The sequence below is a fragment of the Flavobacterium algoriphilum genome (assembly GCF_048158655.1).
Lineage (GTDB): Bacteria > Bacteroidota > Bacteroidia > Flavobacteriales > Flavobacteriaceae > Flavobacterium > Flavobacterium algoriphilum.
This window is the reverse complement of the sequence record NZ_JBLNKY010000004.1, coordinates 46,389-64,453: the sequence shown is the minus strand read 5'-3', so window position 1 is coordinate 64,453 and position 18,065 is coordinate 46,389. Positions and strand designations below refer to the sequence as shown.

Genomic DNA, 18,065 nt, shown 5'->3' with positions numbered 1-18,065 from the left:
TAGATTCTTACTTTGTTGTTTTCAATTTGTACTTTTGAAACAATTAATAAAAAGAACTTGAAAGCGTATAGTATATGAAAATTGTTATATCACCGGCCAAATCCTTAAATTTTGAAAAAGAGTTACCCAGTCCACTTCACACAGAAGCCCAGTTTCTAAAAGAATCACGACAAGTTCATAAAGTTTTAAAAGAAAAAAAGCCTGCTCAGTTATCTGATTTAATGAGTATTTCGGAAAAACTCGCTGATTTAAACTGGAAACGCAATCAAGAATGGAAAACACCCTTTACTATAGAAAATGCGCGTCCTGCAGTTTTTACTTTTGACGGAGATGTATATACTGGATTAGATGCTTATTCGATTCCGATAGAAAAATTACAGACATTACAAGATAGTTTGCGAATATTATCCGGTTTGTATGGCTTGTTAAAACCATTGGATTTAATACAAGCGTACCGATTGGAAATGGGAACAAAATTACCTATTGGTGAAAGCAAAAACCTATATGAATTTTGGAAAGCAACGCTTACAACAGCATTAAATAGAGAACTTAAAAAAGGAGAATTATTTATCAATTTAGCCAGTACCGAATATTTTTCGGTAATTGATGTTAAAGCCTTGAAAGTTCCCGTAATTACTCCTGAGTTCAAAGATTATAAAAATGGAAAACTACAAATAATCAGTTTCTTTGCCAAGAAGGCTAGGGGAATGATGGTGCGTTACATCATTGATACCAATGCAAAAACAATTGAAGATTTGAAAGGATTCAATTATGAAGGCTATCAATTTGATGCTAATTTATCCAAAGACAATCATTTGGTATTCACTCGATAAAATGATTTCAGATTGTTGATTAACGATTTTTGATTGCAGAAGTTTTAAACCTCTTAAAATAGATATCTCGTATTTATCAACACGAAATCTAAAATCGTTAATCTGCAATCAAAAATCTAATGCATTGCATCTGCAGGATTGATTTTGTTCTTTCCTTTTTTAATTAAAAAAATAATAGGAATACAACATAAAAACATAATTCCGAGGTAAAGAAAAATATCCATATAAGATAGAACGGTACTTTGCTTCATGACTGAATAATCAATTACCTGATAGGCTTTTTTCAAAGATTCATTACTGGTAAATCCTTTGGACATAAAACCCTTTTGCAAGATAATCACGCGTTGTTGCACTTCTAATCTGCTTCCGTCTAAATGGGAAACCAAATTCACTCGATGCTCTTGGCTAAATCTTGTGATGAAAGTAGTGATAATGGCAATTCCGAAAGAACCTCCCAGTTGTCGCATCATTCCGGTAAAAGCAGCTCCTTCACCAATATTTTTTCCTTTTAATGTGGAAAGGGAAAGTGTCGTTATAGGCACAAAAAGTAATCCTAATCCGATTCCTCTTAAAATCAATCCCCAATAAAGATGTTCCACACCAGTATTTGGTGTCATATTATTATGCATCATCAGCGTAAAGAAAAAGAATATTAAGAATCCAATACCTACCATATACCCTTGAGGAACGCCTCTCTGGATTAATTTACCAATAATAGGCATCATAATAGCAGTTGTAATGGAACCTGGAATAAGCAATAAACCTGCATCTGTGGCGGTCCATCCTAAAATAGATTGTGTGTAAATAGGAATAATTAAAGTGGAACCATACAGTCCAAATCCTAAAATGAAACACATTACGGTTCCAATTCGGAGATTTCCATCTTTTAAAACACTTAAATTTACAATAGGATGTTTATACGTTAATTCTCTCCAGATGAATAAAATTAATCCAAAAACGGATACGACACTTAAAAATGTAATGACTCTATTATTGAACCAATCATCTTGTTGTCCGTGTTCTAAAACAAATTGTAAAGATCCGATGAAAGCTGTCAAAAGGAAAATCCCCAACCAGTCGACTTGTTTGGCTTTTAATTTCTCACCAAATTTAGGGCTTCTTACAAAACTCAAAGCCAAAATAGTGGCAATGATTCCAAGAGGAATATTGATATAGAAAATATAGGGCCAAGAAAAATTATCAACAATATAACCTCCCAATGGTGGACCCAATGTAGGTCCCACAATTACACCCATTCCATAAATAGCCTGTGCCATACCACGTTTTGCAACTGGATAACTTTCGGTTATAATTGTTTGCGCGGTCACTAATAGAGCGCCACCACCCAGACCTTGTATAAATCTAAAAGCGATAAGCTCCCAAATATTATTGGCATTACCACATAAAAAGGACGAGATCGTAAAAATAATGATGGAAGTCACAAAATAATTTCGTCTTCCAAATTGTTGTGAAAGCCAACTCGTCATTGGAATTACAATAACATTTGCAATAGCATAAGCAGTAATTACCCAGGCAACATCATTTAATGTAGCGCCAAGACTTCCTCTCATGTTTGTTAAAGCTACATTGACAATAGTAGTATCTACGATTTCCAACAGTGCACAAAGTACTGCTGTGATCGTAATTAGAACTCGTCTATAACCATATTCTACTAAATCATCTTCTACTTTTACTTGTGCCATTTTAGTTTAAATGTACGTCAACGTCAACATTCATTCCCGGTCGTAATAATTTTATTTTTTCAACATCATTAGTTGCATTCAAGTTAATTTTTACAGGTAATCTTTGAATGGTTTTTACAAAGTTACCAGTAGCATTATCCGGAGGCAATATAGAAAAACGAGAACCTGTTGCAGGAGAAAATGAAGTCAATGTACCTTCAAAATCGTAGTCAGGATACGCGTCAACTTTAATAGTTACTTTTTGTCCAATAATCATTTTGTTCAATTGTGTTTCTTTGAAATTAGCAATTATCCAAGCATTAGAATTATTGATAATATAAAAAAGAGATTGTCCCGGTTGCACCAATTGTCCTGGTTGGATATCAATTTTTGAAACCTGCCCATCGATAGCCGCGGTAACTGAAGTGTAGGATAAATTTAATTTTGCAGCTTCAAGCATTGCTTCTGCTCTTTTGATATTGGCAGCAGCAACTTCAGTTTGTTTACCTGAAACTTTTGATTTGGCTACAATAACTGATTTTTGATAGGAGCTTGCTTTTTCTTGTTGTTGTAAAATACGTATTTGACTTTCCGCTTCTTGTTTTGCTGCTAAAGCTTGCTCATATTGTTGTTTTGTTATCGAATGATTTTTATATAAATTTTCATAACGATTGTAATCACTGGTAATTCTGCCTAATCTAATTTTTGCAGTTTCGATATTTCCACCTGCTGATTGTACATTAGCATCAGAAACAGAAATATTAGCCAAAGCGCTACCGATATCCGCTTTTGAGACTTCAAAATTCCCTTCAGCAGCCATTAACGCTGCACTTGCTTCATCAATTTTTAATTGATAATCTCTTTTGTCAATCGTAAAAAGCGTATCGCCTTTCTTTACAAAATCATTGTCTTTTATATATACTTTGTCCACATATCCCGAAACTTTTGGAATAATTGGATTCATGTTTTTTTCTATCTGCGCATCATCGGTTTCTTCGTGCGATAAGGAGTGCATGTATTTATACGTTCCATAAGTTCCGCCTAATACAACCAAAGCCACTAGAATAATAATGAATTTTGTATTTGTTTTTTTCTTTTCCATGTGAGTGGTGATTATATTTTTGAAAGATTGAAAGATTGTGATAATTGTCCGGTAACAGAAAGTAATTCGTAGTATTTCTGTATGATATTGGCTTTAGCTAATGCTTTATTAATTTTTGAACCCAATTGTTCTACATCGGCTTCCAGTAAATCATTAGTGTCTGAAAGTCCGTTGTCGTACTTGTCTTTTATGATTCTGTAATTCTCTGTTGATTGTTCTACAGCTTGAGCATAAACTTCATTTTGTTTTAATGCCAAATCATAATCTTCTATCGCTTTTTCAACTTGCATTTTAATATAATCCGTCAATACTGCTTGCGAATTTTGAACTTCTAATGATTTGCTCTCGGCTAGTTTTACCAGAGTTCCGTTTTTAAGAATAGAGCTTATGTCATAAGAAATACCAACACCAAAATTCATTGCGTTTTGAACCGTTATCACATTTTTTAAGTCTAATGCAGTATAACCGCCAATAAGGGAAATAGCAGGATAATAGGCGCTTTTTGCCATTTTTATATTAGCCTTACTTGCTTTTTCCTGAAACCGAATCGCTTCTAAATCTTTACGATTTTGTAATGCGGGCTCCTCATTAGTAGGTATGTTATCCATTTGAAAATTAGCAAAATCACTTTCTCTAATTTCTAATTTGGTTGTAACTGGTAATTTTAAAAGAGTCACTAAATAGAAATTTACAACATTCAAATTGTTATTTTCTTGATCTATTGACAATTGAATTTTTGAAACTTGTAATTGGGATTTTAATAAATCGTTTCTAGGAATAACACCATTTTTTTCCAAATCGCTAAAATCAGCGACCCGTTGCTGTGCACTTTTTTGATTTTCTTTGAGTAGCTCAATCGTTTTTTGCGATTTGTATAAATTAGCGTAGCTATTGATCACTTTCAACGCAATTTCTTCTTTTGCTTGGGAAGCTGTTGCATTTTCTGCCTGATACAAATTCTCAGAAAATTTGATGCTGTTTTGGATTTTAAAACCTGCAAAAACGGGAACATTGGCATTAACTTGACCAATCATCAATTGATCTACCACAGGCATCGGTTCCGCAGTACTGCTTTTATTAATTTTTAAATTTACTGAAGCCTTTGCCAATCGTTGGTATTGTCCCGACACTTTTAAATCAGGATATTGACTGTTTTTTACCGATTGTAATTCATATTTTTTAGTCGCCACTTTGGTGTTGGCTAAACTAATGTCATTACTTTTTAACCAAGCCATATGAATGGCTTCATCGAGTGTTAAACTGGTTTTTTCTTGTGCTTCTATTGAAGAAATTCCTATAAAGAAAATCCCAAAGAGCATTAATTGACTAACTTTCATATATTAGAAGGGCTTTTATAGTTTGTTGGATGTGCTTTGTCAAATTGGTTCTTATGTAATTATTATATAGATCGTCGGTTTTCAAGTTTAGTAAATTTTGAAAGAACGGTTTATTCATATGAAAATGAAAAAAAGTTCCCAGTATTGTGGGCGTTATTAGTGGAATTATGATGTCTTTTCTAAAAACGCCTTTCGTTTGGCCTTCTACGATTATAGCTTCAAGGGATTTTAGATTTCCTTTTTTTAATTCGGTAAAGGATTCAAAATTCAAATCCCGTTTATTAGTGGCAAATTCAAAATGTATAATTCTATAAATTCCTTTATTACTATTGATTCTATTAATATACAGCTCGATTAACTTATTGATTTTTTCAATAGGCTCGAGGTTTTCTTTTATTAAGGAATCTAATTGCGATTTTAAATCGGAAGTTCTATATAAAATGAGGGATTCGAGCAAACGTTCTTTGGATCCAAAATAATAGGAAACCATCGCAATGTTTATTTTTGCTTCTTTTGAGATGTTTCTGATTGAAGTACCATCAAAACCTTTTTCAGCAAATAGCGTTTCGGCTACCTGAAGTATTTTGATTTGTTTTTCGTTAAAATCAGTATTTGCCCCCATAAATTTAAATATGGCACAAAATTAAACAAGTGTTTAAATTAAACAGTCGTTTAATTTAATTTAACAATATTTTAACACAATAAAATTGATTTTTATTTTGTTGAAATTTCGTCGAAAAAGAATTTTTATTGAAATTCGAACCTAAAGTGTTAAAAAAAGCAATAGGAGAATCTATGTGAAATTGTGAATATCTATTTTATAAATTGTGAATTTATTTTCCCTTTAAAATCTATCTTTGACATCCTTAAAAAAAAAGAGATGAGCACAACGTGGTATGAATGCAAAGTAAAATATAGAAAAACGGATGAAACGGGAGGACAAAAGATTACAACAGAACCGTACTTGATAGATGCGTTATCCTATACCGAAGCAGAAAGTAGAATTAATGAAGAGATGTCGGCTTATATCAGTGAAGAATTTAAAATTACGAATATAAAAGTGGCCAATTATGCCGAGATTCATCCTTTCGAAAATGCAGATCGTTGGTTTAGATCAAAAGTTTCATTATTGGCGTACGACGAAGAAAGCGGCAAGGAACGCAAGACTAATATGTATTTATTAGTGCAAGCTAATGATGTAAAAGAAGCTTATGATAACACGATCAGTGTGATGAAAGGTTCAATGGGCGATTATACTATTCCTGCTATATCAGAATCTCCTATTATGGATGTTTTTCCTTATTTCAGTGGGGAAGAAGGGGAACTCGAACAATTAGAACGATTCAATGCGCTCAAAGGTTCTAAACCGGAAGTAGCTGCTGAGATAGTAGATCACATGGAGTTTGAAACGGCTCCTGAAGAAGAAGCTACAGTTTAAGATAATTTGTAAAAAAAATTACCGCAAATTCGCACATTATAGAAACAGTTGCTAACTATTTTTATCTGCGAATTTGCGGTTTTATTAATTTTAACTGTAAGCTTTTCATAATTTCAATTCGTCCTGTTTCGCTAAGACTTTCTCGTATGCTTTTCTGGAACTTCCTCTACAAGAGTATTTAAAATTTAAAAATAAAGATAAAAAATATGGTCATAAGATAAATAGTAATTTGTCTTATGGCTTTTTGAAAAATAGAAAACAATTTTTTAGTGATTTAGAATTTTTGTTAATAAAAAAAGTATACCTATTCGAACAAATCGAAGCATTAAGCGTCAACTAGGAAAATATCAAAATAGAATAAGGCTTTTAGTGCTTCTTTTTCGCTAAAAGTATGGATATCAATCCGCCTAGGTAAAAATGGAAAAAAGCAGATCAAAAGGCAAATAAAAAAGGTGGCCCATTACAGGCCACCTTTAATACTATATACTACAAGGTTTATAATTAAACTAAGTCGAAACGGTCTAGGTTCATTACCTTAGTCCACGCTGCAATAAAGTCCTTAACAAACTTTTCTTGAGAGTCTCCACAGCCATAAACTTCAGCAATGGCCCTTAGCTCTGTGTTAGAACCAAAAATAAGATCCACACGCGTTCCAACCCATTTGATTGCACCTGTTTTACGATCGGTACCTACAAATGCGTCATCCGATTCGGAAACAGCTTTCCAAGTTGTACCTAAATCAAGTAAGTTTACAAAGAAATCGTTCGTTAAAGCCTCTGGACGTTTTGTGAAAATTCCCGTTTGCGAGTGATCAAAGTTTGTATTCAACACACGCATACCACCAACTAGAGCCGTCATTTCTGGTACAGATAGTGTTAATAATTGTGCTTTATCAATAAGGAGTTCCTCAGCTGAAACCGTATATTTTGTCTTAACGTAATTACGGAAACCATCTGCTTGAGGCTCAAGAACTGCAAATGAATCTACATCTGTTTGTTCTTGTAAAGCGTCTGTTCTTCCGGGTGTAAAAGGCACTTTCACATCTTGATTAGCATTTTTTGCTGCTTTTTCAATTCCTGCACTACCACCTAAAACTATTAAATCCGCAATGGAGACTTGCTTACCGCCAAAATTAGCGTTGTTGAATTCTTTTTGAATTTGACCAAGTGTTTCTAGAACTTTCTCCAATTGAGAAGGATTATTCACTTTCCAATCTTTTTGAGGTTCTAGACGAATACGACCACCGTTTGCTCCACCACGTTTGTCAGACCCACGGAAAGTTGATGCGGAAGCCCATGCAGTTGATACCAATTGAGAAACTGATAATCCTGAAGCCAAAATTGTTGCTTTTAGAAAATCAACATCTTGATTGTCAATTAATTGATGTGTAGCCACAGGAATAGGATCTTGCCAGATTAATTCTTCGGCAGGCACTTCTGGTCCTAAATAGCGAGTCTTTGGACCCATATCACGGTGCGTTAGCTTGAACCATGCTCTAGCAAATGCATCATTGAATTGGGCTGGATTCTCTAGAAAACGTCTTGAGATTTTTTCATAAGCAGGATCAAATCGCAGTGAAAGGTCTGTCGTCAACATAAAGGGTTGGTGACTTTTTGATGGGTCGTGAGCATCTGGCACTAAACCAGCTCCTGCACCATCTTTTGGTTTCCATTGGTGCGCACCTGCGGGACTTTTGGTTAATTCCCATTCATAACCAAATAAATTTTCGAAATAGTTATTGCTCCATTTTGACGGAGTGGTAGTCCATGCCCCTTCTAAACCACTAGTAATTGTATCTCCAGCATTACCAGTACCAAAACTATTTTTCCAACCTTGACTTTGTTCTTCAATAGGTGCTCCAGCAGGTTCTGCAGTAACATATTTCTCTGGATCTGCGGCGCCATGGGTTTTACCCAATGTATGTCCACCTGCACTTAATGCAACAGTTTCTTCATCATTCATTGCCATACGGGCAAAAGTTTCACGAATATCATGCGCTGCTAATACTGGATCTGGGTTTCCGTTAGGTCCTTCTGGATTTACATAGATTAATCCCATTTGAACTGCAGCAAGAGGTTGCTCTAATTCACGTTCTCCATTATAACGATTGTCACCTAACCATTCGCGCTCAGAGCCCCAATAAATATCTTCATTTGGTTCCCAAACATCTTCACGTCCGCCAGCGAAACCAAAAGTTTCAAAACCAGCCGACTCTAAAGCACAGTTACCTGTTAAAATCAATAAATCAGCCCAAGAAATTTTTCTACCATATTTTTGTTTGATAGGCCAAAGTAACAAACGAGCCTTATCTAAGTTGGCATTGTCTGGCCAACTGTTTAATGGTGCAAAGCGTTGCGTTCCAGCTCCAGACCCACCACGTCCGTCTGCGATGCGATACGTACCTGCACTGTGCCAAGCCATTCTGATGAATAGACCTCCGTAAAAGCCATAATCTGCCGGCCACCAGTCTTGTGAGGTGGTCATTAAATCCATGATGTCCTTTTTCAAGGCTGCAAAATCCAAAGACTTGAACTCTTCCGCATAGTTGAACGTTTCTCCCATTGGGTTAGATGACGCTCCGTGTTGGCGTAAGATGTTTAATTTCAATTGATTTGGCCACCATTCGCGATTTGCCGGAGCAGAACCAGCACCTTGCTTTGCCGGAGTACCAGCACTTGCACCATGATTAAACGGACATTTACTTTCACTGTTCACATTGTAGGGCGCTGTGGTCGGATTTGTGTTATTTTCCATATTGTATTTTTATATTATTTTCTAGAGTACGAATTTACATAAAAACATTCTTATCGAAATTTATTTTTAATAGATAAAAACTATAGTCCTTTTCTAAAATCCGTTATACAGTCAACTTACAGAAAAATGTTTAATTAAATGGTGTGATAGCATTTGGAGATCGTTCTGTTAGTATTGAGCCCAAAAACTCGACATTCAGCTAAATGTTTGATCGATCTTTACTTTCTATTACTGCAACGCTTTAGAGAGTGAGTTTTCTTGCCTAAATACTTTAATATCAAGAAGAATCTTAAGTGAATTAATTATTAAAAATCAATATGATTTGCTCGTGTGGTAGTACTAACGGTATGAATAGCAATGTAGTTCTTGGTGTTATTGAATTGGATTTCAAGAGTTGGATACACAGAGATTGAAAAATAATATAATGATGTTTGTTCTGCAAACAAAATAGCGACAAGCGTTTATCAAAATGAGGGCAGATGGTATAACTTTAAAAGGAGTAATTCTAATAAACTCTTGGGCTACATTTAGGCAAACGGAATTCAAAACCAGAACTTTGGCAAGCCAGAAGACGTTATTGTTTTAATATTAGCAAATCATATTAATTAGTATTGCAATTCCACCTTAATATTATATTGATTTAAACTCAAAATACTTTCTCTAGATCCAAAAGTTGCAATACTCTTTTGATATTCTCTTTCTTTTTTCAAAGCAATTTGTTTTACACAGTTTTGAAACCTACTCACTTCTTTTAGATTAGTAAGTAATAATCCGGGAACGGCTGCTTTTTTTCCTTCTTTGTCTTTGGAAACCATTGTGAAATAGGACGAATAACAATGATTAACGGTTCCTGTCTGAATATTTTCTGATTCCACACGAATACCCACAATCATGGAGCTGCTTCCTACGTAATTTACGCTGGCTTTCATCGTTACTAATTCGCCCACTTCAATAGGTTTTAAGAAATTCACGGTATCTACCGATGCCGTTACGCAATAATTTTCGGAAAATTTTGAAGCACAAGCAAAAGTAATTTGATCGAGTAATGATAAAATATAACCTCCATGTATTTTGCCACTAAAATTTGTGTGTGAAGGCAGCATTAATTCGGAAATTGTAATGTAAGAAGAACTTACCGTTTTGAAACCAGTATTCATCTGTTGAATTTATTGTTTTTAAAAAGAGTATTTTCTTTTACAGCTTAAGTTATAAAGTATTCAGTTTTTCTCCTGCCAATACTATAAAATTTATTTTTGGAGATTCACATAGTGAGCAACAGTACTCTTCGGGTAAATCTTTGAATAAAACCCCTTTTTCAATCCCTTGAATACCATCACCGTATTCTGAATTGTATACCGTTAAACATTCCGGACATTGATGAACATCTTGTGCTGCTTTTTCTTTTTTGGTGTTTGTTTTACTAACTTGAACAACTAAATTTCCTAAATCTTCAAAATATTTTCTACTCAATTCAATCAAAATGGTTGGTAATTCCAGTTTGTCTACATCTTGGGCATGAACAATATATTCTTTGGTATTCGGATCAAAATTTTTAGCATACAAAACATTATATGTATCCCTAATTTTGATGGACTCCAAGTCTTTTGGTAATTCATTTTTTTCGAGTATAATTGAAGTGAAATAATGTCCGTCACGATTGTATTCTGTTATTCCAAAGGTAAGTCCATACGTACTGATGTCAAATTGGTCGAGTGTTCGAACCAGAAAAGTTTTAAGATTTAAAGCCCATTCCATGGCAACCGGTAAATGCCAGTTAAGTTCTAATAAAGAGTGACGCACGTTAATTCCTTTTTTACCCAAGAATTTTTCCCAATCTAATTTGCTGTCTTTTGGGATTCCTTTAATGATAAAGGACTTCCATGGCGTGATGCATATTTTTCCAATTTTGCAGTCAAAACATAAATCGCACATTTCTTTCAAAAACTCTAAATCATAGAGATTATTTCTCCAATACAACCCCAACCAATATTGATCAATTCCCAATCGATTCATTCCTTCATAATATGGAAATGGATAGAAAGGAATATTTAAAGGTTTGTCAATGGTTCTGTTGTTGGTACCCAAAGCATCATTGACTAATTGAAAAATCATGTCTACAGAATCGGGTTCTTCTTCGAGTATTTTTTCTATTGCATAATATATTTCGGCGATATTCCAACTGTAAATCAATACGGGATACATTTCCATTTTATCCCATTTTGGCAAACGGATATAGAGAAACCAATAATCGTCATGATCCGAAGCAATAAAGTTGATGTGCCCCGTAAATAAAGGAACTAACTGTTGTTTTGGATCGGTGATGTTAACTTTAAGCTTGGGTTGTTCTTTAAATTGCTCTAAAATATATAAAAACTTATTTCCCGTAAGCCAAGGGGTATTTCTAAAAATATCGGTAGATACATAAGAAGAAACGATGTTGTTTCCACTTTTTTCATTGGGATAAACAAAATAGTTCTTACCTGTTTTTTCTTTTTCAATAGGAGTAAAACCTTTAGGGAATATAATATCTTGTCGAGAACCAAAGGAGATTGCATCAAGTCCTTGTTCTAAAGCCATATTTACAATTACTCGCAATTCACCTGGTGAAATTACGCCTCCTTTTACTATTAGTCTTGTCAATTCCATAATTTATAGTTTAGAATTTTCAGTCTCAGTTTTCAGTCTCAGTACGCAACTGAAAACTGAGACTGAGACTGAAAACTATTTTATTTAATCTTCGCCAATATCTCTTTTACTTCCGTTTTGCAACTTCCACAACCTAATCCAGCACCCGTGGTTCTGCATAATTCGGTAAAGTTAGTCACGCCACTTTTTATAGCTTCTTCAATATTCCCACTTCCTACTTGGCTGCAGGAACACACTAACTTGCCTAGTACGGGTTTCGTATTCGAACTTCCTCTAAGCAGCGTATTTCTTTTATCTGATAATTCGATTTTGCTTTCAATCATCGTTTTGAATTCGGCAAATTCGTTTTTATCACCCATCAAAATAGCACCTACTAATAAGTCATTTTTGACGATACATTTTTTATAGTATCTTTTTCCTAAATCAGCAAACACAATTTCTTCGTAAGCGTCATTGTCCGGAATTTCTACTTCGCCAATACTACATAAATTTATATCTTCCAGTTTCAAGATATTCATTAAAACGGAACCTTTATAAAAACTGCTGACATCGCCGGCCATAAAATTCGCCAATACATCCGCTTGTTCTTCAGCTGCCGAAGTAATTCCGAATAACTGGTTGTTGAATTCAGCAATTTCTCCAATAGCAAATATATTTGGATTCGATGATTGTAAATACTGATTCACTTTTACACCACGTCCACAGGATATCCCTGATTCTTTGGCTAATTCTATATTTGGAATAGTACCAATGGTGTATACGATGGCATTGGCAGTGATAATTCGACCACTTTTCAGGGCAATTTCTAATTCGTTTGGATTCTCGGTTTCGAATACGGTACTGACTTCGTTATCAAAATAAATTTGAATGTCACGAAGTTGTACTTCTTCGGCCAATAATTTACTCGAAATTCGGTCTAATTGACGTTCCATTAATCGGGAAGCCCTTTGAATTATAGTGATTTTTACTTTTTTATGTTTTAGGGCTGCCGCCAATTCTAATCCTAATAATCCACCACCCACGATAACTACATGTTGCTTTTCTGCAACTAAATTAGTGTTATTCAAATAGTTTTTTAATCGGTCAGCATCTTCTTTTTTTCTAATGGTGAATCGTCCCGGCAAATGTAATTGTGCATTTTCAGGAATAAAAGGTCGGCTTCCTGTGGCTAAAATTAAAGAATCAAAAGAATGGGCGATGCCGTCACTATCTAGAATTATATTTTCTTTGGTGTTGATGTTATCAATTGAAACACCCGATTTCAGGGTGATATTTAGCTTGCTTAACGCTTCATCTTTTATTTTTAAAAGCTGTTCCCAAGAAAGTTCTGCAGTTACGTATTCCGGTAATAAAACCCGGTTGTAAAATGGGTTTTCTTCATTTGAAAATACAATAATTTCGTCTGAAGTATTGATTTCCCTGTAGTTCTGAATGAATCGGAAAGCAGCTGCTCCAGCACCTACAACCGCGATTTTCTCGAAAGGTTTTACATATTTAGCAACCGCGACAGTGGTGAATTTAAAGTCAGGCTCTTTCGATACAGGATCTACCAGCGTATTAGTCAAATTATTGGTTCTGTTCAAATCATTTTCCAATTGTTTCCCCCAGTGCATCGGCAAGAATAACACGCCTTCTCTAATAGTGTCGGAAACTTTCGCTTTTACACGAACAGTTCCGTTTTTACTGGTCACTACAACAATATCTCCATTATTTATGGACGCTTTGTAGGCATCAATAGGATTTATTTCAAGCACAGGACTCGGAATATGCGTCATTAATCGGGACACTTTACCGGTTTTAGTCATCGTATGCCATTGGTCTCTTATACGACCCGTGGTTAGAATATAAGGAAACTGATCATTTGGTTGTTCCGAAGTATTCTCAATAGCCGTCGGTATATTAAAAATGGCCTTTTGCGAAGGCGTATAGAATTTTTTATCGGTAAATAAACGGGGGGTTCCAGGATGTCCATAATCAGGAACGGGCCATTGAAAAGTGCCTTCGTTTTTTAGACGATTGTAATTTAAAAAGGAAATATCTATGTTGGTGTTTTTTGTCATTAGACAATGTTCCTTATAAATATCTTCGGTGCTGTTGAAATTGAAGCCGTTGAAATTCATTTTTTTAGCAAAACGAGTCAGGATTTCCACATCCGGTAATGCTTCTGCCGGTGCATTAATGCCTTTCGGCAAATAAGAAATTCGTCTTTCAGAATTGGTCATGGTTCCTTCTTTCTCTAACCAACCTGCTGCCGGCAATAATAAATCGGCAAATTTTGACGTATCTGCATTATGTGAAATATCCTGAACCACCACAAATTTGGCATTAGCTAAAGCTTTTTCAACTCTGCGAGAATCAGGCAAACTCACTAACGGATTGGTACAAATAATCCAGATCGCTTTCATTTTCCCAGATTCCAAAGCTTCAAACATTTCTGTTGCCGTTAATCCCGGTTTTTCAGATAGGTCTTCAACTCCCCAAAAATCAGCTACTTCTTTCCGATGTACCGGATTGTTTAATTCTTTGTGTACAGCCAATAAATTAGCCATTCCACCTACTTCACGACCACCCATAGCATTAGGTTGTCCCGTCAATGAAAAAGGCCCGGAGCCTGGTTTTCCTATTTGTCCTGTTAATAAAGAAAGGTTCAGTAAAGCAGTATTTTTGTCTACGCCAATAGCACTTTGATTGAGTCCCATTGCCCATAGCGAAAGAAATCCTTTGGCTTTACCAATGATTTCAGCCGCTAATTTGATGTCATTTAAGGGAACGCCACAAAGTTTAGATGCTTTTTCTAAGGAACTGGAAAGAACAAGGTCTTTGTATAATTTGAAATTTTCAGTATGGTTTTTAATGAAATCATTGTCGGCGTATCCTTTTTCGATTAGCCTTTTGGCCAAAGCATGATATAAAATGATGTCAGTACCCGGAATGATTTGTAAATGTAAATCAGCTGCTATTGCTGAATCCGTTCTTCGGGGATCGACTACAATGATTTTTGTTTTAGGATTTTTTTCCTTGTGTTGTTCTATTCGTCTAAAAAGAATAGGGTGACACCAAGCGGGATTGGCTCCTGTTATCAAAAAAGTATCTGCCAGTTCAATATCGTCGTAAGCGATTGGCACAGCATCTTCTCCAAATGTTTTTTTGTACCCTGCAACCGCTGAACTCATGCACAAACGGGAGTTGGTGTCGATATTATTGGTTTTCAGAAATCCTTTTACCAGTTTGTTTACCAAATAATATTCTTCCGTAAGACATTGTCCAGAAATATAGAATCCAACACTGTCAGGACCATGTTTTTTTATTATGGACGAAAAAACTGCTGCTGCACGATCCAAAGCGGTATCCCAGCTCACTCTTTCCATAGGATGGGACTTACTCCATCGCATTTCTGGATAAAGAATCCTGTCTGAAGTATCATTGACCACATAATGAAGATTCATCCCTTTAGAACAAAGCATGCCTCTATTCACCGGATGGTCTTTATCGCCTGTAACGGTGACTCCATTTTTGGAATCATTGGTTACTATAATTCCGCATCCTACTCCACAATAGGAACACGTGGTTTTGATTTTTGAATTTTGCATTATTGAATTTCTTTATTAATAATGAAAGGGTTATATATGGATCTGTTTCAGATCTTACTAAAGTGTAAAAATAAGTATTTTTACGTATTTATACGTATTAAATGAATTTTATTTTATATTTTTGAGTAAAATAAATAGTAGCTTCGTATGAAAGAAGAATTAGCCACTTGTAACAGCTGTATAAATGAAAATTGTTTCATTAAAAAGCACCTTCATTTAGAACAAATGAAAAACTATATTAACAGGAAACGTAGTTTTACTTGTAAAAAAGCGCAGCAATTTATCATTGAAGGCGCGCCAATTCAAGGTTTATATTTTATTTACAAAGGAAAAGTAAAGACGGTAAAAACTGGTATTAATGGGAGGGAACAAATCGTACGATTAACTAAAGATGGCGACACGGTTGGGTTCAGAGGTTTTGGTACCAGTAAGCGCTACCTAATTGGTGCTTATGCATTGGAGGATACTACATTATGTGATTTCAGTAATGAAGACATGCTGGAAATACTGCATAATGTTCCTGAATTTACCTTTGATTTAATGTTGTTTTATGCGGAAGAGCTTAATAAAAGTGAGAATAATATTCGCAAAATTGCACAAATGAATGTGCGGGAAAGGGTAATTGATACCTTATTATATATACATAAAAAATTCGGTCAGATAAATGGCGTAATAGAGCTTGATTTGTCCAGAAAAGAAATTGCAGATTTTGCTGGAACCACTGATGAGCAGGTAATACGAGTGATTTCAAGTTTAAAAAAAGAAATGCTCATTAAAACTGTCGGTAAGAAAATAGGATTAGTTCATACCGATAAATTAAAATTAGAAATTAAAGAACATAAATAGTTACACAATATATTCGCATTTTTTCTTCTTTTATTTATTATTCTGATACGTATTCTCCTTTTGGAGAATGTAATCTCCCAACTGTTTTATTCGAATAAATAATCGCTTTTTATGTTTTTTAAAAGCCGATTGACAATATTTCCCCAAATAAATTTTTACTATACGTATTTTTCACTACGTTTTTAATACTGCTTAAGCCACGCTATTGTTGGTTTTGGTTCTAATGTCTGTCAAAAGGCAGGAGTTAAACCACCTTAATTACGGTTTTTTGGTACTAAAAAGTTATTTCAGTCTGTTTTTTATATAGTATATACGTATAAGTACTTACTTAAATTTGCGTCATACTAATAAAACATAAGATTATGCAAAAGTTTAAAACCACATTACGAGGCACTCAAGGATGGAATAGGAGAAAAATTTCAAAAGTAAATCTTTCAAAATCTTTTTTCTTGGGAATCGCCTTAACCTTATTAAGCCAAAATGAAGCAAAAGGACAATTTACCGCAACAGGACAAATTAGAGAAAGAACGGAACTTAGAGCAGGACAAGGGACTTTGCAAAAAGAGGCAGACAAAGCAGCATTATTCAATTCTCAAAGAGCACGATTAAATATAGGATTTACAGGATATCGGTTTAAAGTATTTATGGCGCTACAAGATGTGCGCGTGTGGGGACAAGATGCTTCTTCCATAAATAGAACAACTACAGAAGCAAATAATGGGATCATGCTTCATGAAGCTTGGGGAGAGATCATGTTAAATGACACGATAAGCACCATTCAAAATTTATCTTTAAAAATAGGACGTCAAGAAATCTCTTATGATGACCAAAAAGTGTTAGGAGGTTTAGACTGGTTGCAACAAGGAAGAAGACATGATGCGATCGTTTTCAAATTTGTAAATAAAGGATGGATTGCTGATCTTGGAGCAGCATTTAACCAAAATAAAGAAGGTAACGCTGGGACAGTTTATAATGGAGTTCCTACTGCTTATGGTGCCGGGACAAACGGAATTGGTACCATGTACAAATCATTTCAGTATGCTTATATAGGAAAGAAACTTTCCTTTGGTGATATCTCGTTTTTATTCTTTAAAGATGATTTTAATAAATATACGAATGTTACTTCTGGAACACCGGCTGTAACTAGTAAAGTATATAGTGAAGGTGTTTGGAGTCGCAATACTACAGGATTTTATTTCAACACTAATGTTACCAGAAAATTCAATCTTACAGGAAGCTTATACCATCAAGGGGGTAAGGACAAAGACGGCAGATCTATAAGCGCTAATTTGGCTTCCATAACATCCACTTTGCAAGTAGGAAGAAAATTATTTGTAGGTCCTGGAATTGATTATTTATCAGGAACAGACGGAACAAAAGCAGTAACAGCAACTTCACAAAGCAATCTTTTTGATCCATTATACGGAACACCGCACAAATTCTGGGGAAGTATGGATTATTTCTATGCTGCGAATGGTTTTGGAAAACAAGGATTGTTGAACTATTTCTTTAAAATGAAATACAACGCAAAAGACAACCTTACATTTTTTGCTGACATACATGGTTTTGCTGCAGCAAATAAATTGTCTAATGGAACAGGAGGAGAATTAGATTCTTATTTAGGGACTGAGGTTGACTTAATGGTACGATACAATTTAACTAAAATGATCACTATTGAAGCAGGATATTCTTTCATGAAAGCAACTAATTCAATGGCATCAGCAGCGGTTAAAAATGTTACAACACCAGATCTTAGTCCACAATTTGCTTATCTAATGCTAAATATCAAGCCTAACTTTTTAGCAAAAAAATAAATTAAAGTATCCAATTTTTAAAA

The 18,065-nt window shown here is 34.8% G+C and carries 12 protein-coding genes; 4 read left to right on the top strand and 8 right to left on the bottom strand.

Annotated features, from left to right (window positions below; genetic code table 11):
* Window positions 1–74: 74 nt before the first annotated feature.
* Window positions 75–833 (top strand): peroxide stress protein YaaA, encoded by a 759-nt coding sequence (gene yaaA / locus ACM55G_RS08700; protein WP_416843518.1) that lies wholly within the window; start codon window positions 75–77, stop codon window positions 831–833.
* Between the two features lie 116 nt (window positions 834–949).
* On the opposite strand, the gene ACM55G_RS08695 is transcribed toward yaaA, so the two are convergent.
* The 4 genes from ACM55G_RS08695 to ACM55G_RS08680 are packed head-to-tail and all read right to left on the bottom strand — an operon-like array spanning window position 950 to window position 5,576.
* Window positions 950–2,536: an MDR family MFS transporter gene (locus ACM55G_RS08695; RefSeq protein WP_416843517.1), complete on the bottom strand. Its 1,587-nt coding sequence runs from the start codon at window positions 2,534–2,536 to the stop codon at window positions 950–952.
* Between the two features lies 1 nt (window position 2,537).
* Window positions 2,538–3,617: an HlyD family secretion protein gene (locus ACM55G_RS08690; RefSeq protein WP_416843516.1), complete on the bottom strand. Its 1,080-nt coding sequence runs from the start codon at window positions 3,615–3,617 to the stop codon at window positions 2,538–2,540.
* Window positions 3,618–3,628: 11 nt separating this feature from the next.
* Window positions 3,629–4,954, bottom strand: coding sequence for a TolC family protein (locus ACM55G_RS08685; RefSeq protein WP_416843515.1), 1,326 nt, complete (start codon window positions 4,952–4,954; stop codon window positions 3,629–3,631).
* The gene (locus ACM55G_RS08680; RefSeq protein ID WP_416843514.1) at window positions 4,944–5,576 is read right to left on the bottom strand and encodes a TetR/AcrR family transcriptional regulator; all 633 of its coding nucleotides are present in this window, start codon (window positions 5,574–5,576) and stop codon (window positions 4,944–4,946) included. The genes ACM55G_RS08685 and ACM55G_RS08680 overlap by 11 nt, the downstream gene beginning before the upstream one ends.
* A gap of 258 nt (window positions 5,577–5,834) precedes the next feature.
* On the opposite strand from ACM55G_RS08680, the gene ACM55G_RS08675 reads away from it, so the two are divergent.
* Window positions 5,835–6,392, top strand: coding sequence for a DUF4494 domain-containing protein (locus ACM55G_RS08675; RefSeq protein ID WP_416843513.1), 558 nt, complete (start codon window positions 5,835–5,837; stop codon window positions 6,390–6,392).
* 501 nt (window positions 6,393–6,893) lie between these two features.
* Here ACM55G_RS08675 and katG read toward each other — a convergent pair.
* The 4 genes from katG to ACM55G_RS08655 all read right to left on the bottom strand — a co-directional run bounded on the left by katG (window position 6,894) and on the right by ACM55G_RS08655 (window position 15,382).
* Window positions 6,894–9,146, bottom strand: a complete 2,253-nt coding sequence (katG, locus tag ACM55G_RS08670) for a catalase/peroxidase HPI (protein ID WP_416843512.1) — start codon at window positions 9,144–9,146, stop codon at window positions 6,894–6,896.
* Window positions 9,147–9,751: 605 nt separating this feature from the next.
* A complete protein-coding gene (locus ACM55G_RS08665; RefSeq protein ID WP_416843511.1) occupies window positions 9,752–10,303 on the bottom strand; it encodes an acyl-CoA thioesterase in 552 nt (183 codons plus the stop codon).
* A gap of 49 nt (window positions 10,304–10,352) precedes the next feature.
* Window positions 10,353–11,792: a rubredoxin gene (locus ACM55G_RS08660; protein WP_416843510.1), complete on the bottom strand. Its 1,440-nt coding sequence runs from the start codon at window positions 11,790–11,792 to the stop codon at window positions 10,353–10,355.
* An 80-nt stretch (window positions 11,793–11,872) separates the two neighbouring features.
* On the bottom strand, window positions 11,873–15,382 hold the full coding sequence (locus tag ACM55G_RS08655; RefSeq protein ID WP_416843509.1) for a molybdopterin-dependent oxidoreductase: 3,510 nt from the start codon (window positions 15,380–15,382) through the stop codon (window positions 11,873–11,875).
* A 147-nt stretch (window positions 15,383–15,529) separates the two neighbouring features.
* On the opposite strand from ACM55G_RS08655, the gene ACM55G_RS08650 reads away from it, so the two are divergent.
* Window positions 15,530–16,228, top strand: coding sequence for a Crp/Fnr family transcriptional regulator (locus ACM55G_RS08650; protein WP_416843508.1), 699 nt, complete (start codon window positions 15,530–15,532; stop codon window positions 16,226–16,228).
* 362 nt (window positions 16,229–16,590) lie between these two features.
* Window positions 16,591–18,042, top strand: coding sequence for an alginate export family protein (locus ACM55G_RS08645; RefSeq protein WP_416843507.1), 1,452 nt, complete (start codon window positions 16,591–16,593; stop codon window positions 18,040–18,042).
* Window positions 18,043–18,065: the final 23 nt, after the last annotated feature.

What these genes read in the sequence shown, in the direction of transcription:
- yaaA (WP_416843518.1), top strand. Translation starts at nt 75, where the DNA reads ATGAAAATTGTTATATCACCGGCCAAATCCTTAAATTTTGAAAAAGAG.
- ACM55G_RS08695 (WP_416843517.1), bottom strand. Translation starts at nt 2,536, where the DNA reads ATGGCACAAGTAAAAGTAGAAGATGATTTAGTAGAATATGGTTATAGA.
- ACM55G_RS08690 (WP_416843516.1), bottom strand. Translation starts at nt 3,617, where the DNA reads ATGGAAAAGAAAAAAACAAATACAAAATTCATTATTATTCTAGTGGCT.
- ACM55G_RS08685 (WP_416843515.1), bottom strand. Translation starts at nt 4,954, where the DNA reads ATGAAAGTTAGTCAATTAATGCTCTTTGGGATTTTCTTTATAGGAATT.
- ACM55G_RS08680 (WP_416843514.1), bottom strand. Translation starts at nt 5,576, where the DNA reads ATGGGGGCAAATACTGATTTTAACGAAAAACAAATCAAAATACTTCAG.
- ACM55G_RS08675 (WP_416843513.1), top strand. Translation starts at nt 5,835, where the DNA reads ATGAGCACAACGTGGTATGAATGCAAAGTAAAATATAGAAAAACGGAT.
- katG (WP_416843512.1), bottom strand. Translation starts at nt 9,146, where the DNA reads ATGGAAAATAACACAAATCCGACCACAGCGCCCTACAATGTGAACAGT.
- ACM55G_RS08665 (WP_416843511.1), bottom strand. Translation starts at nt 10,303, where the DNA reads ATGAATACTGGTTTCAAAACGGTAAGTTCTTCTTACATTACAATTTCC.
- ACM55G_RS08660 (WP_416843510.1), bottom strand. Translation starts at nt 11,792, where the DNA reads ATGGAATTGACAAGACTAATAGTAAAAGGAGGCGTAATTTCACCAGGT.
- ACM55G_RS08655 (WP_416843509.1), bottom strand. Translation starts at nt 15,382, where the DNA reads ATGCAAAATTCAAAAATCAAAACCACGTGTTCCTATTGTGGAGTAGGA.
- ACM55G_RS08650 (WP_416843508.1), top strand. Translation starts at nt 15,530, where the DNA reads ATGAAAGAAGAATTAGCCACTTGTAACAGCTGTATAAATGAAAATTGT.
- ACM55G_RS08645 (WP_416843507.1), top strand. Translation starts at nt 16,591, where the DNA reads ATGCAAAAGTTTAAAACCACATTACGAGGCACTCAAGGATGGAATAGG.